The sequence below is a fragment of the Clostridium sp. Cult2 genome, from assembly GCF_021655075.1.
In the GTDB taxonomy this organism is placed as follows: Bacteria; Bacillota; Clostridia; order Tissierellales; family Tepidimicrobiaceae; genus Schnuerera.
Window position 1 is genome coordinate 1 of record NZ_PPXX01000026.1, and the last position, 25,501, is coordinate 25,501.

Annotated in this window: 21 protein-coding genes; 7 read left to right on the plus strand and 14 right to left on the minus strand. The window is 31.0% G+C overall.

The annotated features are described in order from the left end of the window. Positions 1–232 precede the first annotated feature (232 nt). Both C3E90_RS02955 and C3E90_RS02960 read right to left on the minus strand, forming a co-directional pair. Complete coding sequence (locus C3E90_RS02955) at positions 233–2,473, minus strand: EAL domain-containing protein (protein ID WP_236914089.1); 2,241 nt, start codon at positions 2,471–2,473, stop codon at positions 233–235. A gap of 222 nt (positions 2,474–2,695) precedes the next feature. Next, positions 2,696–4,285: a DEAD/DEAH box helicase gene (locus C3E90_RS02960; RefSeq protein WP_236914091.1), complete on the minus strand. Its 1,590-nt coding sequence runs from the start codon at positions 4,283–4,285 to the stop codon at positions 2,696–2,698. A gap of 191 nt (positions 4,286–4,476) precedes the next feature. Between C3E90_RS02960 and C3E90_RS02965 the strand changes: the two genes are divergently transcribed. The 4 genes from C3E90_RS02965 (at position 4,477) to C3E90_RS02980 (ending at position 8,195) form a co-directional block, all read left to right on the plus strand. After that, on the plus strand, positions 4,477–6,291 hold the full coding sequence (locus tag C3E90_RS02965; RefSeq protein ID WP_236914093.1) for a sensor domain-containing diguanylate cyclase/phosphohydrolase: 1,815 nt from the start codon (positions 4,477–4,479) through the stop codon (positions 6,289–6,291). 203 nt (positions 6,292–6,494) lie between these two features. Beyond that, the gene (locus tag C3E90_RS02970; RefSeq protein ID WP_236914094.1) at positions 6,495–6,794 is read left to right on the plus strand and encodes a DUF1294 domain-containing protein; all 300 of its coding nucleotides are present in this window, start codon (positions 6,495–6,497) and stop codon (positions 6,792–6,794) included. Between the two features lie 80 nt (positions 6,795–6,874). Then, positions 6,875–7,780 (plus strand): M23 family metallopeptidase, encoded by a 906-nt coding sequence (locus tag C3E90_RS02975; protein WP_236914096.1) that lies wholly within the window; start codon positions 6,875–6,877, stop codon positions 7,778–7,780. A gap of 19 nt (positions 7,781–7,799) precedes the next feature. Further along, on the plus strand, positions 7,800–8,195 hold the full coding sequence (locus C3E90_RS02980) for a bactofilin family protein (RefSeq protein WP_236914098.1): 396 nt from the start codon (positions 7,800–7,802) through the stop codon (positions 8,193–8,195). Positions 8,196–8,281: 86 nt separating this feature from the next. On the opposite strand, the gene C3E90_RS02985 is transcribed toward C3E90_RS02980, so the two are convergent. From C3E90_RS02985 to C3E90_RS03020, 8 genes are all read right to left on the minus strand, one after another. Further along, positions 8,282–9,727, minus strand: coding sequence for a phospholipase D-like domain-containing protein (locus C3E90_RS02985; protein WP_236914099.1), 1,446 nt, complete (start codon positions 9,725–9,727; stop codon positions 8,282–8,284). A gap of 118 nt (positions 9,728–9,845) precedes the next feature. Continuing rightward, a complete protein-coding gene (locus tag C3E90_RS02990; protein ID WP_236914101.1) occupies positions 9,846–10,862 on the minus strand; it encodes a PLP-dependent cysteine synthase family protein in 1,017 nt (338 codons plus the stop codon). Between the two features lie 41 nt (positions 10,863–10,903). Next, positions 10,904–11,188: a CC/Se motif family (seleno)protein gene (locus C3E90_RS13220; RefSeq protein WP_272879048.1), complete on the minus strand. Its 285-nt coding sequence runs from the start codon at positions 11,186–11,188 to the stop codon at positions 10,904–10,906. Between the two features lie 27 nt (positions 11,189–11,215). Next, positions 11,216–12,598: an L-cystine transporter gene (locus C3E90_RS03000; protein WP_236914103.1), complete on the minus strand. Its 1,383-nt coding sequence runs from the start codon at positions 12,596–12,598 to the stop codon at positions 11,216–11,218. Positions 12,599–12,783: 185 nt separating this feature from the next. Further along, entirely contained in the window at positions 12,784–13,560 is a 777-nt protein-coding gene (locus tag C3E90_RS03005) for an ABC transporter ATP-binding protein (protein WP_236914104.1), read from the minus strand. Further along, on the minus strand, positions 13,553–14,458 hold the full coding sequence (locus tag C3E90_RS03010; protein ID WP_236914106.1) for an ABC transporter permease: 906 nt from the start codon (positions 14,456–14,458) through the stop codon (positions 13,553–13,555). Before C3E90_RS03010 ends, C3E90_RS03005 begins: the two co-directional genes overlap by 8 nt. Further along, positions 14,459–15,463, minus strand: coding sequence for an ABC transporter substrate-binding protein (locus tag C3E90_RS03015; protein WP_236914107.1), 1,005 nt, complete (start codon positions 15,461–15,463; stop codon positions 14,459–14,461). A gap of 144 nt (positions 15,464–15,607) precedes the next feature. After that, the gene (locus C3E90_RS03020) at positions 15,608–16,024 is read right to left on the minus strand and encodes a HutP family protein (RefSeq protein ID WP_236914109.1); all 417 of its coding nucleotides are present in this window, start codon (positions 16,022–16,024) and stop codon (positions 15,608–15,610) included. Between the two features lie 333 nt (positions 16,025–16,357). Between C3E90_RS03020 and C3E90_RS03025 the strand changes: the two genes are divergently transcribed. Both C3E90_RS03025 and C3E90_RS03030 read left to right on the plus strand, forming a co-directional pair. Next, on the plus strand, positions 16,358–17,443 hold the full coding sequence (locus C3E90_RS03025) for a D-alanine--D-alanine ligase (protein WP_236914111.1): 1,086 nt from the start codon (positions 16,358–16,360) through the stop codon (positions 17,441–17,443). Then, on the plus strand, positions 17,440–18,846 hold the full coding sequence (locus C3E90_RS03030) for a UDP-N-acetylmuramoyl-tripeptide--D-alanyl-D-alanine ligase (RefSeq protein ID WP_236914112.1): 1,407 nt from the start codon (positions 17,440–17,442) through the stop codon (positions 18,844–18,846). Before C3E90_RS03025 ends, C3E90_RS03030 begins: the two co-directional genes overlap by 4 nt. A 27-nt stretch (positions 18,847–18,873) precedes the next feature. On the opposite strand, the gene recQ is transcribed toward C3E90_RS03030, so the two are convergent. Further along, positions 18,874–21,051 (minus strand): DNA helicase RecQ, encoded by a 2,178-nt coding sequence (recQ, locus tag C3E90_RS03035; protein ID WP_236914113.1) that lies wholly within the window; start codon positions 21,049–21,051, stop codon positions 18,874–18,876. Positions 21,052–21,264: 213 nt separating this feature from the next. Between recQ and C3E90_RS03040 the strand changes: the two genes are divergently transcribed. After that, complete coding sequence (locus C3E90_RS03040) at positions 21,265–24,183, plus strand: insulinase family protein (protein ID WP_236914115.1); 2,919 nt, start codon at positions 21,265–21,267, stop codon at positions 24,181–24,183. Between the two features lie 142 nt (positions 24,184–24,325). Here C3E90_RS03040 and C3E90_RS03045 read toward each other — a convergent pair whose 3' ends face one another. From C3E90_RS03045 to C3E90_RS03055, 3 genes are all read right to left on the minus strand, one after another. After that, positions 24,326–24,796 (minus strand): GNAT family N-acetyltransferase, encoded by a 471-nt coding sequence (locus C3E90_RS03045; protein ID WP_236914117.1) that lies wholly within the window; start codon positions 24,794–24,796, stop codon positions 24,326–24,328. A gap of 137 nt (positions 24,797–24,933) precedes the next feature. After that, positions 24,934–25,158: a hypothetical protein gene (locus C3E90_RS03050; protein ID WP_236914119.1), complete on the minus strand. Its 225-nt coding sequence runs from the start codon at positions 25,156–25,158 to the stop codon at positions 24,934–24,936. Further along, entirely contained in the window at positions 25,145–25,354 is a 210-nt protein-coding gene (locus tag C3E90_RS03055) for a hypothetical protein (protein WP_236914121.1), read from the minus strand. The genes C3E90_RS03050 and C3E90_RS03055 overlap by 14 nt, the downstream gene beginning before the upstream one ends. Between the last annotated feature and the right edge of the window lie 147 nt (positions 25,355–25,501).

A 25,501-nucleotide genomic window follows, 5' to 3' on the forward strand; every position in this document is an offset into this window, starting at 1 on the left:
TGGTTTATTAGGTGTGCATTTTTTTATTATTAGTTTTTCAAAAAATATTTAATATTATTTTGCTAAAATCTATTGACTTTAATTAGCTGGTCTTATTTTTTAATCTTTTTTTATTCTGTGTCTTTATTATAAAAAATATTACCAATCATTACTTTGACCTAGGTCAAAATTTAAAATCTTTATTAAAATAATTAGAGGTCAGATAATTTAAAAGTTTATCTGACCTCTTTATTTATAGAATTTTTTCCAATTCTTTAGCAGGAATGGGTTTGCTAAAATAATATCCCTGACCCGTATCAGAACCCAGCTCCTTCAAAATATTTACTTGTTTTTCTGATTCTATTCCTTCGGCTGTAACCAATATATTAAACTGTTTAGCAAGGAGTATTATGGTTTTAGAAATTGCTCTGTTTTTTTCATTGATTTCCAAATCCCAAATAAAACTTCTATCGATTTTTAACTCATCTACATTCATTTCACCTAAATAACTTAAATTGGAATAGCCTGTACCAAAATCATCCATTATTACAAATACCCCTAATTCTTTTAGTCGGTTTAATACATTAATTGTATATTTAATATCAGATACAGCAGTAGTTTCAGTTATCTCTAACCCTAAATATCTTGGTTCTAAGCCTGTTTCCTTCAATGCCCTAGACACCATATCTAAAAAATTATAATATTGAAATTGTCTGGCTGAAATGTTTATAGAAACCTGTCTAGGTCTATAACCTTTATCAATCCATTCCTTATTCTGTCTGCAAGCTTCTCTTAAAACCCATTCACCAATAGAAAATATAAGTCCTGTTTCTTCTGCTAAAGGTATGAATTCATCAGGATATACTAACCCTCTTTTCGGATTTTGCCAGCGAATTAACCCTTCCATACCTATTATTTCCCTAGTATTAAGAGCTATTTTGGGCTGATAATATAAAACAAATTCTTCATTGGTTACAGCTTGTCTCAATTGGTTTAATGTAGTTAAATTATCATATCCCCTTTTCCCAATTTGTTCATTATATTTAAAATAGCTATTTCCACCCATTTCCTTAGCTTCATATAATGCAATTTCTGCATTTTTCATAAGGGAAATACTGTCTTTCCCTGCTTCTGGATATATTGCAATTCCTATACTAGTAGTCAAATATAACTCATAATCCCTATAGGTAATATGTTTTTTGAAATCTTCAATAATACTATTGACAACTATATATATTCTTGAGAAATCCTTAATATTTTTTAATAATACTAAATATTCATCTCCTACACCTCGAGCTATTAAATCATCTTCATGAATTAATTTGCTTAATCTTATTCCCAATAATCTTAATACCTTATCTCCTATGTCATGTCCTAAATTATCATTAATGTATTTAAATCTATCCAAATCTAATTGTAATACAGCCAGCTTTTCATCTTCAGATAAATGGTGGAGAGATTCTTCCAATTCTTCTATGAAAAACACTCTATTGGGAAGATTAGTAATAGAATCAAAATAAGCTAAATCATATATTCTTTCTTGATGGGCTATTAAATCCTTATTGGCAATTTCTAATTCACTAGTCCTTTTAGACACTTCTTGTTGAAGTTTTTTGTTCCATATGAATAATAACAATAATATTATACTAATACTTCCAATCCCTATTATTATATACTTCATATAATTTCTAAATATAAAATGTCCATAGGACAATTGATCTCCAAACCATTTTTTATATATCTTGTCATAAGTTCCATCTTTTTTTATCCGAGTAAATCCTTCTTCTAATATCCTGTAGATCAATTTGTTTTGAGGTAATGTAGCAGGCCCGTAGGCTGTTTCTCCAAGGGGTTGGCCTACAATCTTTACCTTATTAGACCTTCTAATATTATTAAGATAATATATGGCAGTTGTCTTATTTCCAATAAAAGCATCCGCTTCTCCATTCAATAGTGCTTGAATACCTTCTATTTGACTATAGCGTGGTATAAAAATAATATTGGGTATCTCTTTAATCCTCTCTTCTTGAACATCTCTTTCTTGATAAGCTACTCTTAAACCCTCTAAATCTTCAATTCCATCTATATTTTCCGTATCCTTCATTATAAAAATTGCATGAGAGTTAATAACAGTCGATTGAGTAAAAATATATTTCTTATTTCTTTCTTCAGTCTTAGACATACCTTGAATACCATCTATTTCTCCATTCTCTAAAGCAGCTACTGCATCTGCCCATCTCATGGGTATTAACTGAATTTCTATATCCATGGCTTCTTCTATAGCTCTCATAATATCAATATTAAACCCTTCATATTCCCCTTTTTCATTTACATATTCATAAGGTTTAAAATTATTATCTCCTGCAATTCTTAGTTTAATCTTATCTTTAACATCTACTGGTTCTTTTGATAATTTAATATATTTATTTATTGATAATAAAATTATGATGGCAATTAGGACAAAAATCCCAACTCCTATAATCTTCTTTTTCATAAAAACCAATCCCTATTTAAGTAATTAAAGAACCTATAATGTATTATTCTATATATCGTATTATATCGCTTCAATACTTTGCCTTTTTATATTCTTTTGTTAGATTAGCTCTAAAATTATCCTTTTGTTATATATATTGTATTATATTCCTTATTTTATTGGTACTATTAAAAATAAAAAGCGACTTAAGAACTAAATTTTTCTTTGTCGCTTTTAAACCTATTAGGATTTTGTATTAGCTAACTCAACCTTTACTTTAATCCCTTTTATTCTCTTATTGTTCAAACCTTTTATTACCTGATGGACATATTCTTCTGGAATTTCAACAAAAGTAAATTTGTCATACATATCTATGTCTCCGACAGTTTTTCTAGGTATTCCCGTTTCATTTAATAGGGCTCCTAATATATGTCTTGGGCTTACTCCTTTTCTCTTGCCAGTATTTATATATATTTTTGCAATTGTACTTATACCATTTGTACCATAATCTACTGCATCTAATTCCCTATGTCCATCTAATTTATTGTTTGTCAAATAAAATTTTAGTAGGGCTGCAGCTATGTCAAAAGAATTATAATCTTCTTCTAGTAATTGGTTAAGCATTTCCTCATATCTGCCTAACTGTCCCTTATCTATTTCTTCTTTAATCTTCTCTAACAATATATCACTTTGTCTTTCTTCCATATCTTTCAGTGTAGGCAAATCCTTCCTGGCTATCTTTGTCTTTGTATACCTTTCAATATCCTTAATCCTATGTCTATCTCTTCCTCCTACGAAACTAAGAGCTATTCCCTCTCTACCTGCTCTAGCAGTTCTACCAATCCTATGGACATAATATTCTTCGTCTTGAGGTATATCATAGTTAAATACTATATCTACATCGTCTACATCTAAACCTCTAGCTGCCACATCTGTAGCCACTAAAATATCTATATTCCCTGACCTAAACTTGGACATGACCCTATCCCTTTGAGATTGTTTTAAATCACCATGAAGTCCATCAACAAAATACCCTCTACCTTGTAATTCAATAGATAACTCATCAACCTTCTTCTTAGTATTACAGAATACTATGGACAGCCTTGGATTATATATATCTATAAGCCTAGATAATATTTCAGTCTTCATATGTTCCTTTAATTCAAAATAATACTGTTCAACTCTTGGTACCGTTAATTCTTTGTGGACTACCCTAATTGTTTTAGGATTGGTCTGATATCTTTTAGCAAAGTCTACTATTTCTTTAGGCATAGTAGCGGAAAAGAAGATGGTCTGCCTTTCCTCTGGTATATGATTTATTATTAGCTCAATATCATCTCTAAATCCCATATCGAACATTTCATCTGCTTCATCTAATACTAACATCTTTATATTTCCTAACTTTAATGTTTTTCTTCTAATATGGTCTATTATCCTGCCTGGAGTTCCTACTACTATCTGAACACCTTTTTTAAGGGCCTTTATCTGTCTGTCAATAGGCTGTCCTCCATATACAGGTAGGACAAAAATGTCTTTTTTATACTTGGCTAATCTCCTAATCTCTTCTGCCACTTGTATAGATAGTTCTCTAGTAGGACACAATACCATAGCTTGTATCCCTCTATCTTTTCCATCGCATTTTTCAATGATGGGTATGCCAAAAGCAGCAGTTTTGCCAGTTCCAGTTTGTGCTTGCCCGATTACATCCTTGCCTTCAAGTATATAAGGTATTGCTTGAGATTGGATAGGAGACATCTCCTCAAACCCCATATCTGAAACTGCTTTTTGAATCTCTTTTGAAAGATTAATCTCTTCAAATTTTAATTTATCCATTAATTTTACTACATCCTTCCTTTTTTATCTAACTTGTTAAGTATATATATAATATGGCTTTTTTGCAAGGAAAATATCTAGAAAATGAATAATTTGTTTGTTAAAAATTAAATAGTTAATTTATGTCAATAGAAAAGGGTATCTATATATTACTTTATATTAATTTTTATATATTATAGGAAGGGATTGTTATGAAAAATATAGATTTATATAAATCAATTATTAATCATTCTCCTCTAGGATATGCTAATCGTAAAATAATATTAGATGATAGAGGAAATCCATATGACGCAGAATATATTGAAGTAAATCCTCCATTTATGAGAATAATGGGATTTACTGAGAATGTAATAGGGAAAAGAATGACAGAGGTAATGCCTAATATAGAATTAGATAACTTCAATTGGATAAAGTTTTATGGTGAAGTAGCTTTAAATAATAAAGTTGAAGAATTTAATCAGTTTTCCAATATATTAAATAAGTGGTTTAAAGTGAATGTATACTCACCACAAAAAGGCTATTTTGTTACCCAACTTAGCGATATCACAAGAGAAGTAAATTCAGAAATAATGCTCAACACCGAAAAAGAAAAACTAAGAATTACTCTTCATTCAATTGCTGAAGGTGTAATTGTTACTGATGAATATGCTAAAATCTCCATGATTAATGATATTGGGAAAAAACTCATCGGGAAAGTTAATATACCTATGAACACACATCTTTCAACTATCTTTAATATAGGTGATAATAAATCAAAAATTAATTCTCAAAACTTAATAAAACAGGTGATATATACAGGAAGCACCATAGAATTTCCTAAAAATACCCTACTGAAAACTATAGATGGAAAAAACCTATTTATATCTGGTAAAGCTTCTCCAATTAAAGACAGAAACAATCATATTCTAGGTATCATTATAGTTTTTAGAGATATAACTAAAGAAATTGAAAAAGAAAAAGAAATACTATACTTAAGTTATCATGATAATCTTACAGGTCTATATAATAGGGCTTTTTTTGAAGAAGAATTGAAAAGATTAGATAACGAAAGAAACTTACCTATATCTATTATTATGGGAGATGTTAATGGGTTAAAGATTACAAATGATGTTTTTGGTCATGAGTCAGGAGATAAATTGTTGAAATCCGTTGCAGATGTTCTTAAACTTTCTTGTCGTAGCCAGGATATTATAGCTCGATGGGGGGGAGATGAGTTTATTATATTATTGCCTAAGACCTCAAAGGAAATTGGTCATTTAATATGTGAAAGGATTAAAAACAATATTATCAATTCAGATAATCTAGCATCCTTTATTAATATTTCACTAGGCCTTGCCACTAAGGATGAACCTAGCAAACAAATATCTTCCATAATTAAAGAAGCAGAAGAATTAATGTATAGCAAAAAACTATTAGAGGGTAAAAAGGTAAGAAACGACATAATAGAAGCCCTTAAAAAGAGTCTTTTTGATAGAAATTTAAAAACTGTGGACCACATAAATAGAATTAGATTTTATAGTAAGAATATTGCCTTAAAACTTGGATTAACTAAAAATGAAATAGATGATTTAGAAATGCTAGCCATTTTTCAATATATAGGTAAAATTGGAGTTAAAGAGCCAATATTGAAAAAATCTGAGATTTTGAATAATGATGGATTAACTGAATTTAAGAAATTCCCAGAAATTGGTTATAGAATTGCAAAATCTATTCCCGAACTATCCCATATAGCTAATTTAATATTATCAACCAATGAAAGATGGGATGGTACAGGATATCCTCAAAGATTGAAGGGAGAAGAGATTCCTCTGTTATCTAGGATATTAGCAGTTACAAGCTATTATGATTCTATTCTCCATAGCAACCCTCACGGGAAAACAATAAATCAAATTGAAGCTATTCGAGAAGTATTAAACAATAAGGGAATGAAATTAGATCCAAATATAGTAGATGTTTTTTTAGATATACTTGATAAATCTCCTAAGGAGATTGAAAACCTACCTTAAATTTATTCATATTAAACCACCCTTCTAGAGTAATTCATTCTATATCTACACCCATAAATTTGAAAACCATAAATACTATGGTTTTTCTTTAGTAAGGCAAAACATTATGTTGAATTAGCATAGTGTTAAAGATATTATAATACTAAGCATATTAATTTAGAGATTTTATATGGATTTCATTCTCTAGGAAAGGTAGGTTTAATATGAATATATTATCAAATTTCAATGCTAAGGAAGTTAGCTTTTTAATCTACATTCTAATAATAAATATTGTATCCTTTTTAGCCTTTGGATTAGATAAATCTAAATCAAAGAAAAATGATTGGAGGATTAGTGAATTAAGTTTAATGATTTTAGCCCTATTAGGTGGGTCTGCTGGTGCACTATTGGGAATGATTGTTTTTAAACATAAGGTTAGTAAAGCTAAGTTTTCCCTCGGTATTCCACTTATGTATATATTAAATAAAGTATTAGAGCTGGTAATATTAAATTATTTAAAATAATAAAAGGATTTTTACAATTTATGTAGAATAGTATATTATGAAAGAATTAAGTATTGCTAGAAAGAGGTCGAGGAACAAATATGGGGAGGAAGAAAGATTCAAAAATCTGTATTATGATAATCCCCCATACGGAAAAAGTAAGAAGGTTAACGATTCCACGGTGGTTGCCCAAAGCTTCAATCATATCTTTATCCGCAGTTTTAATTATAACATTTTTAATTTTTAACAATATCTATTCATCTCGCACAAATTTAGAAAAAGAATATGATAACAGAGTATCTGAAATAAACTATCTAGAAGAAGAAAATAGAAAAAAGGAAATAGAACTATCCAAACTAAAATCTCAAAATAAAGAATTATATGCCAAAGCAAACGAAGTTGAAGACAAATTAATTGAAATAGAAAAATTGCAGAGACAATTAGAAAAAATTGCTGGTTTAAAAAGTTCCTCTAGGGGTGGTAGAATAGGCAATGGAATTAATCTTGAAGCTTTAGAACCTATAAATGAAATTCAGGTATTAAAAGAAGTATTAGACAATAAAGAAAAAGAATTACAAATTTTTATTGATGATTTGGAAAAAAGATTTGAATATCTAGAAACAGTACCTGATTTGTGGCCTACAAGAGGAAGACTAACTTCTGTTTTTGGTAATAGAAGAAATCCTTTTGGGAGAGGGTTTAGATTTCATCATGGTATCGATATAGCTAATTCAACAGGTGCTGATATTTGGGCTGCTGGCAAGGGAGAAGTAGTGTTTTCAGGTTATAAAGCTGGCTTGGGTAGAACCATAATAATTGACCATGGCAATGGATATAAAACCGTATATGGACATAATAGTAAATTGCTCGTTGATAAAGGCAAGGCAGTAGAGAAAGGTCAAATTATATCAAAGATGGGAAGCACTGGGAGAAGTACTGGCTCACATCTCCATTTTGAAATACATAAAAATGGAAAGGCTATAGACCCGTTAACTGTTCTTAAATAAGAGGTAAGGGGGAAAATCAGTGTTTGGTAAGAAGGTTGAAAAACCAATGGAAATTGATTCATTAATTGGTGAGAAGATTAAGTTAATTGGTAAAGTTCAAGGTGAAGGCAACTTAAGAGTAGATGGTATAATAGAAGGGGACATTGATTACAAAGGTGATGTTATTATTGGTGAATCGGGAAAAGTAGAAGGTAATATATATTGTTATCATATTTCTATAGCTGGAAATGTGAAGGGTAATATTAAATCCAAAGGAAATTTAACCCTTCATTCTACAGGGAAACTAATAGGTGATGCAGAAATATCAAATCTTATTGTTGATGAAAATGCTTTTTTCCAAGGCACTTGTAATATGGTTGAAAAAAATATAGAAAACACAAATACTAATATTAAAGAAACAGGAAAAGCTAAATAACAGTATGTTAGAAAGTAGGCTTAGTTTTAAGCCTACTTTTGCAATCTAAAGAAAGGTTCTCACTTGGCTAATTTTTTATAAGCCTTTTATAACATAAATTGGAATAGATAGACAACTACAGATAAAACCCTTACCACAATTAATTTTAATAGAGGTATTTCTCCTTCTTCTACCACTGAATCAGGTAAATAAGAATAATCTTCCCCTATTATTAAGCTATTACTAATATACTTGTCCATTTCTTCTTCAAGGTGCTTAGCAAAATCTTTACTATCAATTATGACCATGGACTCAGTACTAAGAAAGGCAGACCTTGAATCAAAATTAAAGGAACCTACAGCACTAATCCTATTGTCAAATATATAGGATTTAGCATGTATGGAACCAGGACCTTGAAACTCATATACATTAGCTACAAAATCCACCACCCTTTTTCTATTATTCATATAGCCAGAGATAGCAAATGGATTAGGGCTGGAATGAATGGAATTAGTTAGTATATTTATCTGTTCCCTATCTACAGAAATATTTTCTACATGGAGAATATTGAGCATATCCTTCGTAGGAATAATATAAGGGCTTTGGACATATATTGATTCCTCTGCATTATTGGCTAGGTTGGTAATATAGTACCAACACCAGGGTTCCTTATTTAGACGTTCTATTGGATTGTATATGAGGGATATTTTATTAACTGGTACAGATTCTTCTATCCAATCAATAGAATTATTAAATATTTCTGGATGGGTCTTTTCCAGTTTTTCTACCCGGTTGACTAAGTATTGGTATTTTTCTTCACCTTTCCTTTTGTCCATATTGGTTAGCCTATTGACTGGACTCTTCGAATAATCATGGTCCCATAGATGGTTAAAATAATCCTTAAATTCAGAAATAACGCTATTAGAAACATTGCCTTCATCTGTATTTATAATTACTACATCCCTATCGTAGACAATATGGTCATCAGTCTCATCACCTATAAAATATTTATCACCAATATTTCTTCCACCTATAATGGCATATTTCTCATCCACTATAATAAACTTATCATGAAGTCTGTTATTCCACGTCCATGGTTTAATTAAATTTAAGGGTTCATAAAATCTAAGTTCTATATTGGGATGAGCTGAAAAAATATATCTTATTCCGCGTAAATTTCCGTTTAAATTGTGAAAAATACCATCAAGCAAAATACGAACTTTTATCCCTCTATCTGCCGCTTCTATAATACTACTAAAAAAAATATCCGTGGAAACTCCATCATGGAGTGTATAATAGGCAATATCTAAAGTTTTTTCTGCATTTTCAATTAGATTTACCCGACTAACCCCTGAATCATTCCTTTCTTCCATAAGAACAACCCTATCCTGACTCAACTCTTGGCCATGAAAGACTTCGATAGAATCATCTTCCAGTTCTTCCGTTGATGCAGGATTATAGAGCCCAAAGAGTAATACTCCAAATATAAATGCATAGATAATGTAGAATCTCAATATATACTTTACAAATTTTCTAATCTTTATGATATTCATTGTTATGCCACCTTTTTGAACTACTTGCTTTTCATCTAAAAATAGGAGATTAGTCTTAATACTATTATACTTTATTGATTTATTATTTTCCAATATAAATGAGTCGGGTTATCCCGACTCATTTATGAGCAATAATATTCAATAATTCAACATGGGGTGAGATATAATCTTCCTTTATTGGTTCTTCTTTCATCAAATCTGTACTTAGATATTTTTTATTATCATCTGGAAAAACTGTAACAATAATCTTCTCAGGTCCCAAAATTTCCTGTACCTTTATGGCACCTAAAAAGTTAGCCCCAGAAGAAATACCTACGCCTAAACCCATCTCAGCTGCTAATCTTTGAGCCATTATTATAGCATCCCCATCGTTGACATCTATAATATCATCTAATTCATTTAATTTAGTAATTGGTGGAATAAACTCGTCGGATATTCCCTGGATTCTATGTTTCCCTACCTTATAACCTCTAGATAAGGTAGGAGAGCTAGAAGGTTCTAAAGGATATAGCTTAATATTTGGATTTATATCCTTCATAAATTTACCTATACCCATAATAGTTCCTCCAGTCCCTACTCCTGCAACTATGCCGTCAGCCTCTAGGTTAAGTTTTTTAAGTTGATTTAATATTTCTGGTCCTGTTGTGTTATAATGAGCTTCAATATTATCTTCATTTGAAAATTGAGAAGGTAAAAATATATCATTATTTTTCTCCGCCAATTGTTCTCCCATCTTAATACTTCCTAAAAATCCACCTTCTTCTGGACTAACTAATTGGATATCTGCTCCAAAACTTTTTATTAAATTCATCCTCTCCTGGCTCATCCAGTTAGGCATGAATATTATGACTTTATGCCCGAGAGAACTACCAATAGCAGAAAAGGAAATCCCTGTATTTCCGCTAGTTGCCTCTACTATCCTATAACCTTCTTTCAGTTTACCAGTTCTATATCCTTTATCTATAATGTGTAACGCCATCCTATCCTTAATACTGCCTGTTAAGTTGTATTGCTCTGCTTTGGCAAATACTTTACGATTCATACCTTTATATTTAAAATTAATCTCCAATAAAGGAGTATTTCCAATTAAACTAGATAATCTATTTATTCTCTTAAATATATTATCATTTGTCATATATATTTCTCCTATTCTATGAAAATTTTATCTTTCCATTATTAAAATAGCATCCCATCTACAATTAATCTTTCATTCCATAGAATTTTTGTATATTTAACCCTAAGCTCATCATCTTTTGCAATTACATTTGATTTAACATATACATCAATGTCCTCTACCTTATAAAGGTTAAACTCCTCCACATTTTCAGGTTTTCCCATCCTAACTGATGGTTGTGGTTCGCTAGGTCCTCAAGAAGAGCAACCCTCTAACCATACTTCAATAGCCTGTTCTCCTTTGGATTTAATAAACTTTTCAGCCTTTTTATCCATTTTAACTTTCATGCTTAATCCCTCCTTGAAACAATTTAATTAAACCTCTTCTACCGCATGGCTATTGTATATATCCGCATCCAATTCCCCCATAAATTTGCTAGAAAGTACCCCTGCTAACATAGAACCACTAACATTTAATAAGGTTCTACCCATATCAATTAAAGGTTCAATGGCTATCAACAGCCCTACTAGACCCACAGGAAGGCCCATGGCTGATAATACTGTTAAAGCAGCAAAAGTAGCTCCCCCTCCTACCCCAGCTATTCCAAAAGAGGCTAAGGCTATTATTATTGTCAACTTTATTAAGAATGCTGGTGCCATAGGATTTATACCCACTGTAGGGGCAATCATTATTGCCACCATTGCTGGATATATGCCAGCACATCCATTTTGTCCTATACTAGTTCCCAAAGATCCAGATAAATTTGCGTGACCTTCAGATACCCCAAGATTTCTTATTTGATTGTTGATAGTCAATGGTAAAGTTCCAGCTGATGACCTAGAGGTAAAGGCAAACATTAAAACTGGAGCGGATTTTCTAACATAAGTTAATGGATTCAGCCCAAATACTGCCAATATTATTAGATGAATAACAAACATAATAGCTAAAGCTACATAGGAAGCTATAACAAATTTTATTAACCTTGCTATTTCTGAAAAATCACTACTTGAAACTACTCTAGACATTAACGCTAAAACTCCATAAGGGGTTAGCCTTAAAATCATAGTTACCATTCTCATTACAATATCGTGTAAAGTTTTTATTAAGTTGATAAAATTTTCAGCTGACTCAGGTTTAGTTCTTCTAATTCCTATGGTAGCCAATGCTACTATAACGGCAAAAGCTACAACAGATAAAGTTGCAGAACTTCCTTGACCAGTCATAGCATAAAAGGGATTAATAGGGATTATCTCTACCAATTGTTGTTGAATTGGTTTAGATTGAAAATCCTCTAACCTTTCCTCTAACCCCATACTAGCCTGTTGCTCCTTTTCTCCTACCAAAAGTCCCTCTGATGTTAAATTAAAGGCTTTTGCTGTCCCTACACCTATAAGAGCAGAAATAGCAGTAGTAATTAAAAGGATTGCAATAATTTGAGTTGCCATCTTCCCTAAATTCTTGGAATCCTGGCTAACTATAGCATTAACAATGGACACAAATATTAGAGGAATTACAATCATTCTTAGTAATCTGATATATCCCGTACCAACTACATCAAACCAGCTATTAGATTGTTTTATAACTTCAGAACCAGCTCCAAAGATTAACTGAAGAGCTACTCCATATACAATACCTAATACTAGAGCGAGTAAAACCCTAATAGTAAAAGAAATTCCCTTTTTCTTTAAAGATAATAAACCATATATTAAAGCTGCTATAATGATGACATTTATAATCACATATAAGTTAGTGTTCATATATACTTAACCTCCTTGTTTATTTATAGTCTTACCTTGTATAGGTATAGTAGATTTACCCTGTTTTCATGAAAAATAACATATTTGTTGTTTAATTAGTGATGTTCAACAAGCCCATTTCTATGATGCCTCTAAAAAATACAATTGCAAAGCAATAAAAAAGAGACCCAAATCTGGTCTCTAATTTATCCGAATAAGTTCTTATCGCTTATATCTTTAAATAGGGATAATAGCTCTTCCTTTGTTAAGGATTTTTTCATATTGCCATCTATATCTATCACTTTTTCGCCCAAGTGGAGCATTATCAGCCTATTTCCATATTTAATTGCATGTTCAATATTATGGGTAACCATAATGGTAGTTAGTCCTTTCTCTTCAACTACCTTTTCAGTAATATTCATAACTATTTCACTAGTTTTAGGGTCTAAAGCTGCTGTGTGTTCATCTAATAATAGAACATTAGGGTTACCAATGGTTGCCATAATTAATGCTAAGGATTGCCTTTGCCCACCTGATAGTTGAGAAACAGGAGTGTGTAATTTATCTTCTAGGCTTAAACCTAAAATCTTTAAGGTTTCCTTAAAATATTCTTCATCCCTTTTATCTATTAGAAAAGTCAATCCGAATCTTTTCCCCTTATTCTTAGCCATAGATAGATTCTCATATATAGTCATAGAAGGATTGGTGCCCATAGATGGGTCTTGGAATATTCTAGATATGTTCTTACATTTCTTATATTCATCTTTTTCCGTTACATCTATTCCATTTAATATAATCCTACCTTCATCAACTTCTGTTTTCCCGGAAATTAGATTTAAAAGAGTAGATTTACCTGCACCATTACTACCTATGATAGATATAAAATCGCCTTTTTCTATATTTAAAGAAAAATTATTAAATAATTGCTGTTCATTTATTCCACCTCTATTAAAGGTTTTTGAAATATTATTTAGATTAAGCATTCCTACTACCTACTTCCTCTAATTTTGAAGGGTATTTTGTATTTTCTTTCTTTAAAGCATATTTTTGAAATAACCCTCTGCTGTTGCCAATGGATAAAGCGATTATTACAATAATTGAACTAATAAGTTTTAAATCGCTAGGATTAAAACCAGCCCTTAAACTTAGAGCTATGCAAGCTCTATAGACTAAAGTACCTAATATACACAGTATGCTAGAATTTGAAAAATTAATATTCCTAAATATGCTAAATCCAATTATTATAGAAGCAAGTCCCATAATCATAATTCCAGTACCCATATTTATATCGCTAAATCCTTGGTATTGAGCTAGTATTCCCCCTGCCAAAGCTATAAAAGCATTAGACAAGGAAAGAGCAAATATTTTAATACTACCTGTATTAATACCTAAGGAAATAATCATATTTTCATTATCTCCTATACCCTTCAACAAATATCCTAGCTTAGTTTTATAGAACAAAGTAAAAAATATTCCACAAATAGAAGCAAAAATAAATATAACTAGCAATATATTCCTATCCGTAAATATACTCTTTTCATTGAATAAAGGAAGGTTAGCCATCCCCATTACTCTCAAATTTATAGAGTATAGTCCAATCATTACTAAAATGCTAGAAAGTATATCCTGTATTTTAAATTTAACATTTAATACACCTGTTACTATACCAGCTAAAGCGCCTGTTAACATGGAAAATGCCAAGGATATAAAAGGATTAAACCCTTTTATTATGAGTATTGCTGATACGCTAGCACCTAATGTAAAACTACCATCTGCTGACAAATCAGCAAATTTCAATATTTTATAGGTTATATATATGCCCATAACAGCAATAGAAAAAATCAAACTCTGTTGGAGAATGCCTAATATAAAACCATTCATCTAGTCTTCCCCCCCAACTATTACTGCTTCATTTATTATATCTTCTGGTAAACTAATACCTAATTTATCTAATATATCTTTGTTTATGGTAAGTTCAGTATCAGTTGGCTTGAAAACTGGTAAATCCTTTATTTCTTTTCCTTCTATAATCTCTACAGCCATAAGTCCTGTTTCATATCCTAATTTATAATAATCTAAACCCTTACAGGCTAAGGCGCCATTTTTAACCATAGGTTCATCTACGCCAATAGAACCTATATTATTGTCTAAAGCTACTTTGGTAATTATTGACATGCTAGAAGCTATTAAATTATCTGATGGGAGGAATAAAAAGTCAACCTCACTAATTTTGCCACTAAGGGCTGGCTCTATTTCAGATGAATTAGTAACTGGTATTTCAACTATTTCAAGGCCTTGTAATTTAGCAGCTTCCTTAGCCAATTCTACTTGTACCTGAGAATTTATTTCACTGGTGTTATAAGGTACTCCTACCTTTTTTGCATTTTGAAAGATAGTTTTCGCTAATTCAAATTGTTTATCTATAGGTACCATATCAGTAGTTCCAGTAATATTCCCTTCTGGAGAATCTACATTTTGAATTAATCCTGCTGATACAGGATCTGTAACAGCTGCAAATAATATTGGAATTTCTTTAGTAGATTGGAATGCCGATTGGGCTGACGGGGTGGATATTGCAAGGATTATATCTTTTTTCTGGGATACAAAGTTTTGTGCTATAGTGGTGGTTAACGCTATATCCCCTTGAGCAAACTGAGTATCTATTTTAACATTTTTCCCGTCTTCATAGCCTTTTTCCTTCAAAGCATCAGTAAATCCTTCCCTGGCTAAATCCAAAACGGGATTTTCAATAATTTGACTAATTCCTATGGAAATCATTTCTTGAGAATTTTCAGAAGTACATCCAATTAATGATACGTTTATTATCAATAACAAAATAAAGCCTAAGCATTTACTTAGACTGGTTAGGTGTTTTTTGCCTACCATGCTACCATCCTCCTAATATTAATTTTTAGTTTTACAAACCCTACTAATCTACCTTGCTACCCTTAGCCTCCCGGCTATCTACAAAAATATATGATTAGATTATAATATGTTTTTATATTAATGTCAACAATGTTATTAATATTTTTAATCTACAATGGGAATAGACCTATGGCCTATGGCTATAGCTAAATCATTTAGATGAAGCAAACCTATACTAATAAATAAACAAACTACTACATGCTCCCCTGATCTAGCTATGCCTAGCTTCCCCCCAAAGTTAAGGCCTAATGCTTTAGAGTTAACTTGACTTATAGCATCTTTAGCAGCACCAGCTACTGCTCCTTCATGAACATGAACATCCTTTATTATTCCTGTTTTCTTTGAAGCTACCAATGCCCTCTCTATAATCTTTGGTATAGAATTGATTAAATCCCCACCAATATCCACAGCAGCACCTTTTATATCCTTATTTTGAAGCTCATCTATTATTGCTTTTTCTTCTTCCCTAGTTGATACCGCCAACCTAATAGCTGCTTTTGAAACTTCCGTACTACTATTCATATTAATCCCTCCTATACATTTAATTGTATAATATATAGAGAAAAAATCCAATTGAAAAAGAACTCTAATATCTAATATTAAAATCTCTTTTACTATTATATTAGGAACCTTTTAGCAAGACCTGATTCTAAGAATAATATACTTGAATGGTATTGTTTTTAGCCTTCCAGTTGTTTAACTTATCTATCCTTGGATACAATCCTATGGAAACAAATATATATTGATTATTGAGTTCTATTGTGATAGCATTTTTCATATATGCAGTAAACTTATTATATTGACTAATACTGAGAATTTTCATAAATAGTTTGATACAAAGAGAGGAGAAAATATATGAAAACCAATGTTTATGTACTTTATGGAGGTAAATCCGTAGAACACGAAGTGTCTTTAAAGTCTGCATCAGCAATATTAAATGCTCTAAATAGGGATAAATTCAATGTATATCCAGTATATATTGCAAAAGAAGGTATATGGTGCTGTTTAGGATTGTTAGAAGAAGAGATAAAGGATGTAAAACAGCTACAAGTAAAGCCTTCTAATACGGTAGCTAAATCTATAGGAGAATTCTTAGCCAAAGATTTTAAAGAAGATGAAAAAAATATAATATTCCCAGCTATTCATGGAATTAACGGAGAAGATGGTACTATTCAAGGCCTTTTAGAATTAATAGATGTACCATATGTAGGAAATGAAGTATTATCTTCAGCAGCAGGAATGGACAAGGTAATAATGAGAGATATTTTTGCTAGACATGGTATACCTCAAACAGAATACACTTCCCTTAGATTACATAAATGGAAAGAAGATGAGGAAAAATCATATGAACAGGTAGAAGAAAAAATCGGGTATCCTTGTTATGTTAAACCTGCTAACTCCGGTTCTAGTGTTGGAATATCCAGAGTTGAAAATAGAGAGGAACTAAAAGAATCCTTCCAAGAAGCTTTCATCTATGATTATAAAATTATCATAGAAAAAGAAGTAGTAGGCAGAGAAATGCAAACCTCTGTAGTAGGAAATGATTATCCTAAAGCCTCTGTCTCTGGTGAGTTCATCATGGAAAGGCCTTTCTTTGATTACAATGCAAAATATTTAGATGGAACAATAATTCCAGTAGTCCCTGCTAGATTAGAACCAGCAGTAGCTGATAAGGTAAGGGAATTGGCTGTAGAATCCTTCAAAGCCCTCCATTGTTATGGCCTTGCTAGAGTAGATATATTCGTTACTGACGATAACCAAGTATTGGTGAATGAAGTAAATACCATGCCAGGTTTTACAGCATTTAGTATGACACCAGTTCTATGGAAAGCCACTAATGGCACTACTTATGCTGAACTAATTGAATGGTTAATAGAATTAGCTTTTGAAAGATACCAACAGAAAAAATCCATATTATGTACGAGGAGCGTTGAAGAATGATAAGGCGTAAATTAAAAGAAGTAGAGGAAATGGTTAATGGTTTTGGGTTAATAGAAAAATATGAAGGAGACTATATAGAAGGAGTTTCTACTGACTCGAGAACCATTGAAAAAGGCCAATTGTTCATACCTCTAACTGGTGAAAACTTTAATGGACATGATTTTATAGAACAAGCAATTGAAAAAGGAGCAGTAGCCTCATTCTGGGATAAAAATGAGCCTTTACCTCAACTAGACTTCCCCTTTATTTTGATAGAAGATACATTAACAGCTCTTCACCAATTAGCTAAAGAATATAGGAAACAATTAAATGTAAAGGTAATTGGAATAACAGGAAGCAATGGTAAAACCACTACCAAGGATATTATAGCTAGTATATTAAATACTAAGTACAAAACTAAAAAAACTAAAGGAAATCTAAATAACCTTATTGGCGCACCTCTTACCCTGTTAGATTTAGATGAAGACACTGAAATATCCGTAGTTGAAATGGGAACTGACAAGTTTGGTGAAATATCCATACTTACTTCCATAGCTAAACCAGACGTTGCTATTATAACCAATATTGGAGAAGCTCATTTGGAGGATTTAAAAACTAAGGAAAATATTGCAAAGGCAAAACTTGAAATCCTTGAAGAATTATCTCCAGATGGATTATTTGTATATTTTGGTGACGACCCTATATTGAAAAAAGAAATAAAGAACATAGAGATTTGCCAAAAAATTATAACCTATGGGGTAGAAAAACATAACGATTATCAATGCGAACTAGGATTGGTAGATGAAAATGGTATATCCTTCATGTTAACAAATCCAAAGATGGACAATTTATTTCTGCCAATGCTAGGAAAACACAATATGTATAATGCTACAGCAGCTATAGTAGTAGCTAAGTATTTTAATATACCTTTTGATTTCATAAGAGAAGGTCTTTACCATGTTGAAAAAACTGGAATGAGAAATGAGTTAGTATATGCAGAAGGTTTCACCATATTAAATGACTCCTATAAATCCAATCCTTCCAGTGTCCTAGCAGCCTTAGATACTCTTTATAATATGGAACAATATAGCCAAAGAATAGCAGTATTAGGAGATATGCTAGGATTAGGTGAAGATGAAATAGAAATGCATGAAGAAATAGGTAGTAAAATAGATTCAGATAAAATTGATTATTTATTTACCATTGGACCTTTTGCTGAACATATAGCTAAAACTGCAAAGTTGATATTTGAAAAAGATAGAATAATTTCTTGTAACAATAAACCTCAATTAATTGAAAATTTGAAACAAGTGATAAAGCCTAAATCCATAATATTAGTAAAAGCCTCTAGACCACTAGAATTAGAAGAAGTAGTGGATAAATTAAAAGAAGAAGTGATACTACCTAAAGAAAAGGTTATATAGTAATAATAGGTGAGGGATTCATATCCTTCACCTATTATAATTTAATCCATTATTGATTATAATAATCCGAATGTCCTCATAACTTATATCCTCTGGCAATATTTCCTTAATGGGTTTCAACCTTTCTAAACCTACCTGCTCTATTGCCTTTAATACCTTTTCCTCTTTGCCAGAATCATCAATAAACCTAGACCAATCGACTATTTTGCCACCCTTATGGCATTTCTCCAAATGCTTAATTATTGTATTTACGGTGAATTCCCTTTTATCAGCAATTTCTTGTAAAGATAATCCTTCTAAATAGCAATCATAGGTTAGTTGATATCTATCCTCATCCTTTTCCCTTGTTTCACTTGAAGTTTGTACTACTTCTATCTTGGAATTATCTATTCCTTTCTCATCACAATAGTCTTTAATAATTTGGAGAAACTTTTCCCCATAGCTTTCATATTTCTTTAATCCAACTCCTTTTATATCCATAATAGATTCTCTATCCCGGGGAAAATATATTGCCATCTCCTTTAAAGTTGAATCGTGAAATACCATGAAGGGTGCTAATCCTTTTTCTTGAGATATCTTATATCTTAACTCCCTTAATCTTTCAAATAAACCTCTATCATAATTGCTCTCAATATAATCTGAACTTGCTCTTTTTAACTTTGTTGAAATTTTTGATTCTAATAAATCCTTTTTATGATATACCTTTACTTCACCTTTAAGTACAGGAACAGAAGCAGAAGTTAGCTTTAGAATGGGATACTTATCTGCTGTCATATGAATATGATCCATAGATATTAAGGTCATGACTATTTCCTTTAATACATCCTCTTTATATTCCTTCATAATTCCATAGGTAGAAACCTTGTCCAGTCCTAATTCTAAAATCCTTTTATTTCTAGAACCTCTTAGCACCTGAACTACCATAGTTACCCCAAACCTTTCCCTGACTCTATATATACAGGACAATATCTTCTGAGCTTCTACAGTAATATCCACCATTTCTGATTGGCTTAAACAATTGCCACAATAATTACAATTCTCCTTTTCTATCTCTTCACCAAAATAAGATAATATACTATTTCTTAAACAGTCATTGGTATAACAATAATCTACTAAATATTGAAGGTTTTCATAAAGCAAAGTCTCCCTTTTTGATGAAAAGGTACTACTTTCTATTAATAGCTTCTGTTTTACAATATCAGAAGGAGAGTATAAAAGTATACAATCACTAGGCTCACCATCTCTACCTGCTCTACCTGCCTCTTGATAATAGGCTTCCATGTTTTTTGGCATATTGTAGTGGATTACAAATCTAATATCTGGTTTATCTATGCCTAGTCCAAAGGCATTGGTAGCAACGATTACCCTGACTTTATTATATATGAAATCATCCTGATTTTTTTGTCTAGTATTGGAATCCATACCTCCATGGTAACTTACAGCAGATATACCCTTTCCTATTAATTTTTCCGTCAAGGATTCTACTGTTCTTCTAGTAGCACAATAGATTATTCCCGATTCCTCTTGAAAATTTTTTTCTAAATAATCCATTAAATATTTAAATTTATCTCTAACCTTAACTACTTGATAAAACAGATTAGGTCTATCAAAACCTATTACAGATACTATAGGGTCTTTCAATCCTAATAAGGTTTTAATCTCTTCTACTATCTCCTTAGTGGCAGTAGCCGTGTAGGCTGAAACCACAGGTCTATTTTCTAAGGAATTGATAAACTTGGGAATTTCAAGATAACTAGGCCTAAAATCATGACCCCATTGGCTTATACAATGGGCTTCATCTACTGCAACCATAGAGATATGAATACTCTTTACTAAATTTGAAAATAAATATGTATTTAACCGCTCTGGTGCCACATATAAAATTTTATATTTATTTGCCTTTATATCCTGCAACCTAATATTAAATTCCCTATCACTAAGAGTACTATTTATAAAGGTTGCAGGTATTCCCATCTCCTCTAATGAATCTACTTGGTCTTTCATAAGAGAGATCAAAGGTGAAATAACTATTGTTATGCCATCCATTAGAACTGCAGGCAATTGATAACAAAGGGACTTACCGCCACCAGTAGGCATTACTCCTAGTACATCTCTGCCTTTCAAAGTTCCTTCTATTAAAGTTTTTTGGCCCTTTTTAAACTCATCAAATCCAAAATAATTTTTTAATCCTTCATAAATATCCATTTTTAACTCCTATCTTAATGAATAATTTATATATTATTATAACATAGTTCTATAATATTAGGATATCTATCTATAATTGAAATATAGTGCTAATACTATAGGATAAAATTAGGAAAAAAATAGTATACTAAAGTTGATTAAACTATTGAATAATGATATCTTTTATTTAATAGTATTCTTTTGAATATTAATACAATTTAAAAGGAGGAAGCCATGTTTAAATTAGATAATATTTATTATGGATTTAAGTTAATAGAAGAAACTGAAGTTAAGGAAATTCAATCCATTGCAAGAATATTCATTCATGAAAAAACTGGAGCAAAACTATTGCATTTAGAAAATGATGATGATAATAAAGTATTTTCCATAGGTTTTAGAACACCTCCCTCAGATAGTACAGGAGTTCCCCATATTATTGAACATAGTGTTTTATCTGGTTCTAGAAAATATACCACTAAAGAACCCTTTATGGATATGTTGAAGGGCTCTTTACAAACCTTTATAAATGCTATGACCTTCAGCGATAAAACCTTGTATCCCGTTGCTAGTAGGAATGAAAAAGACTTTTTCAACCTAATGGATGTCTATTTAGATGCAGTATTTTATCCTCAGATTTATGAAATACCTGAAATATTTATGCAAGAAGGTTGGCACCATGAAATATTTAACGAAGAAGATAGCATCAGGTATAAAGGTGTAGTCTATAACGAAATGCAAGGAGCCTATTCTTCTCCAGAAAGGATATTAGGAGAAAATATAGGCAAATCCCTATACCCAGATACTTGCTACCAATATTCCTCCGGTGGAAACCCAGATGTAATTCCTGAGCTTAGTTATGAGGCTTTTTTAGATTTTCATAGGAAATTCTATCATCCATCCAATAGCTATATATATCTTTATGGCAATGGAAATATTGAAGGACATCTAAAACATATAGATGAAAACTATCTATCTAACTTTGATAAAACCCAAATAGATTCAACTATTAAAGTTCAAAAACCTTTTACCTCAAGAAATGAAATAGTAGATTATTATCCTATTTCTAGTGAAGAAAATGATGAAAATCGCAGTTATTTAAGTCTTAATTTTGTACTTGGAGAAAATACAGACCCAAAAACCTATATAATGACTAGTATACTAAGTCAATTACTAGTGGAATCAGAAGCAGCTCCACTAAAAAAAGCATTAATAGATGAAGGAATAGGAGAAGATATTTTCCCTATTAGTTCTGGAGGTATGCAACCTGGCTTTGGTATAGTTGCTAAAAACACTTCTATAGATAAAAAGGAAAAGTTTGAAAAGGTGATCTTTGATACATTAAGCAATTTAGTTGAAAATGGAATAGATAGAAAATTGATTGAGGCTTGTATTAATATAGTTGAATACGACCTCAGAGAAGCGTCCAAGTTTCCAACTAAAGGAATTGTATACAATATGATATCTTTAGATAGTTGGCTATATGATGGAGATCCTTTAACTCATTTGCAATATGATAAAACTTTAAATAAACTCAAATCCAATATCGACACAGGCTATTTTGAAAATTTCATCAAAGAACGTATTATCAATAATTCCCATAGTTCCTTAGTAATAATTGAACCTAAAAAAGGACTAGGGGAAGAAAAGCAGAGGATTTTAGAGAAAAATTTGGATGAATATAAAAAGTCTTTAAGCTCGGAGGAAATTAATAAATTAATTCATGAAAATGACAAGCTAAAAGAAATGCAAGTTACCGATGACTCTGAGGAGGCTAAAGCTACTATACCTAAGCTATCCATAGCTGATGTGGAACCTAAGGCCTTAGTTATACCTCAAGAAATAATTAAGGAAGAAGAGTCCACTATATTATTCCATAATATATTCACAAGTAAAATCGCCTATGTAGATTTTTATTTCGATATTAGTATAGTAGATGAAGAGTTAATCCCCTATATTAACCTATTGATAGGATTACTAGGTAAAATTGATACCGAAAAAAGACCTTACTCTGAATTATCAAATGAAATATACATCCATACTGGTGGTATAGATTTTGATGCTACCTGTTATGATGAAAAAGATAGGGATAGTTTATATTATCCTAAACTTATTGTAAAAGGCAAAGCCATAGGAGATAACATAGTAAAAATGATGAAACTTATCTCTGAATTGATTACTCAATCAAAAATTGAAGATAAAAAACGTATTAAAGAATTGTTCCAACAGATGAAATCCAGAATAGAAATGTCTATATTCGATGTAGGCCATACAGTAGCAGCTAGTAGAGTTAGTTCCTATTTTTCACCTTCTAAAAAATATATGGAGAGATTAAAGGGATTAGATTTCTACTGGTTTTTATCTGATATACTTGAGGATTTCGATAACAATGGTGAAGAGATTTTATCTAATCTAAATAAGGTTTATAATATGGTATTTAACGTAAATAATTTAATCCTTAGCTTTACAGGGGATAGAGATGATTTTTCATTGGTAAAGGATAATTTACCTATTGTAATTGATGAACTTAACAAACAAAAATTTGAACCAACAAAATACAGCTTTACTGAAGAAAGATTAAATGAAGGTATACTATCAGCAGCTAATGTTCAGTATGTATCAAAAGGATATAATTTTAGAAAACTAGGATTTAGCTATAATGGTAGTATGAGAGTTTTATCTACTATATTAAGTAGGGACTATCTTCACAATATGATAAGGGCTCAAGGTGGAGCCTATGGTGCAGGTATACTATTGGATAGAACTGGTCATCTAGTAACCTTCTCCTATAGAGATCCTAATCTAGATAGAACTATTAAAGTCTACGATAATATGGCAGATTATATCAATAGTTTAAATATAGATGAAGAAGAGTTAACCTCATATATTATTGGAACTATAAGCCAATTAGACCCAGCTACCACTCCCCATATGAAAGGCCAAATTGCTACCAATAGATATATATCAAAGGTAACTCAAGAAGATGTGCAAAAAACAAGGGATGAGGCTTTAACCACAAATCTAGAAAAAATAAAATCCTTTGGACCCCTAATTGATAAGACTATGAAAGAAGATTACCTATGTGTATTAGGAAATGAAAACAGGATAAAAGAAAACGAGAAGCTATTTAATAAACTTGTCCAATTAAAGAAGTAGCATTAAGATAAGAGGACAATCAGTGTCCTCTTATTTTAATAATTTATCTATTCAATCTTTCCTACAATAAATATCATATAATACATCAAATGCATAGACTAGGATATGCCCACATCCACAGGTGGGGTCTATTAATATGATTCTATAAGGGATATGTCATGATGGTTGCTCTTTTTTCAAAATATTTCTTATAAAGGTTTATTGCTTCATTATTCTTATTCCACACCATCAATTCTATGCTGTCAAAATCACCCTTTTTTCCTATATCGATTAGTTCTTCCATAAGAAGTTTACCTATACCTAAATTTCTATAACAATCATTAACTACAATCCCTTCAAGCCATAACTCTTTACGCGCCTTCATATATCTATTTTGGAACTTTTCTTTTACCTCTGCCCATAATAGACCTACAACTTCTTCCGATTGTTCAGCAAGAATAATAATCCTACATTCTTGTTTAATAAATTCATTGTATTCTTTTTGACTATTAAAATTGTCCAATTCATTATAGAAAGTTGGATAATCACTTGCATGTTTATTATGTAATTGTAATAATAGTTTATCAACTTTACGATAATCCTCTGCTTTTGGAGTAACTAACTTAATATCCATATCTTACATTTCTCCTACTTTAGGATAATTATTACACATAATTCTACAACTATGTAACAAATAATTTTATTGCTAATTTTCTATTCTATTTTAATTACTATATCTTACTAAAAAAGTCCTTTCAAAAAAAGGCTTTTTTAATCTTTGTTTTCCCAATATTCTTTTGCGCCATCATAAATTTCGTCTACAGACATATCTTTAAAAATTTCTTTCTCTAATTCTAAATAATCTTCCTTACTTCTACCTTCAAAATGACGGATAAATCTTAAAAACCCAGAGTATCCAAGTCCTTTTATCAAAGCTCTGGAGCCTTTTTCTAATATTTCTTTATCTGTATATTTAACTCTTTCATTCGATAACATCTATATCCATCTCCTCCCTAAGAAAATCTATAGGATTATATAATCTAATATCTCCAATAATATCTTTTAATTTATCATTATTTTTTTCTATCGTTTTTATAAACTTATCATCGCATGTAATAAAATAGTCACATTTATTATATACAGCAGATACAAGGTGTAATGCATCTTTATCTTTAGTATTTGAAGTTTCCACTATAATTTTTGCTATTATTTTAATTTCATTTTTAGGTTTTATGTTTTTCTTGTTTATGTTAATCTAAAAGTAGGCCACCATTTCAGTTGAAAACTGGTCCACCTTTAAAATATAATACCCCTATGAATAACTTTTTAGGGGGAGATG

Bases quoted from the DNA above. Each gene is read 5' to 3' on its own strand.
- recQ (WP_236914113.1), bottom strand. From the start codon at position 21,051: ATGGATATTTATGAAGGATTAAAAAATTATTTTGGATTTGATGAGTTT.
- C3E90_RS03025 (WP_236914111.1), top strand. From the start codon at position 16,358: ATGAAAACCAATGTTTATGTACTTTATGGAGGTAAATCCGTAGAACAC.
- C3E90_RS03030 (WP_236914112.1), top strand. From the start codon at position 17,440: ATGATAAGGCGTAAATTAAAAGAAGTAGAGGAAATGGTTAATGGTTTT.
- C3E90_RS02985 (WP_236914099.1), bottom strand. From the start codon at position 9,727: ATGAATATCATAAAGATTAGAAAATTTGTAAAGTATATATTGAGATTC.
- C3E90_RS03010 (WP_236914106.1), bottom strand. From the start codon at position 14,458: ATGAATGGTTTTATATTAGGCATTCTCCAACAGAGTTTGATTTTTTCT.
- C3E90_RS03000 (WP_236914103.1), bottom strand. From the start codon at position 12,598: ATGAACACTAACTTATATGTGATTATAAATGTCATCATTATAGCAGCT.
- C3E90_RS02970 (WP_236914094.1), top strand. From the start codon at position 6,495: ATGAATATATTATCAAATTTCAATGCTAAGGAAGTTAGCTTTTTAATC.
- C3E90_RS03050 (WP_236914119.1), bottom strand. From the start codon at position 25,158: ATGTTATCGAATGAAAGAGTTAAATATACAGATAAAGAAATATTAGAA.
- C3E90_RS03020 (WP_236914109.1), bottom strand. From the start codon at position 16,024: ATGAATAGTAGTACGGAAGTTTCAAAAGCAGCTATTAGGTTGGCGGTA.
- C3E90_RS03005 (WP_236914104.1), bottom strand. From the start codon at position 13,560: ATGCTTAATCTAAATAATATTTCAAAAACCTTTAATAGAGGTGGAATA.
- C3E90_RS02960 (WP_236914091.1), bottom strand. From the start codon at position 4,285: ATGGATAAATTAAAATTTGAAGAGATTAATCTTTCAAAAGAGATTCAA.
- C3E90_RS02990 (WP_236914101.1), bottom strand. From the start codon at position 10,862: ATGACAAATGATAATATATTTAAGAGAATAAATAGATTATCTAGTTTA.
- C3E90_RS03015 (WP_236914107.1), bottom strand. From the start codon at position 15,463: ATGGTAGGCAAAAAACACCTAACCAGTCTAAGTAAATGCTTAGGCTTT.
- C3E90_RS02965 (WP_236914093.1), top strand. From the start codon at position 4,477: ATGAAAAATATAGATTTATATAAATCAATTATTAATCATTCTCCTCTA.
- C3E90_RS03045 (WP_236914117.1), bottom strand. From the start codon at position 24,796: ATGGATATTAAGTTAGTTACTCCAAAAGCAGAGGATTATCGTAAAGTT.
- C3E90_RS03040 (WP_236914115.1), top strand. From the start codon at position 21,265: ATGTTTAAATTAGATAATATTTATTATGGATTTAAGTTAATAGAAGAA.
- C3E90_RS02955 (WP_236914089.1), bottom strand. From the start codon at position 2,473: ATGAAAAAGAAGATTATAGGAGTTGGGATTTTTGTCCTAATTGCCATC.
- C3E90_RS02975 (WP_236914096.1), top strand. From the start codon at position 6,875: ATGGGGAGGAAGAAAGATTCAAAAATCTGTATTATGATAATCCCCCAT.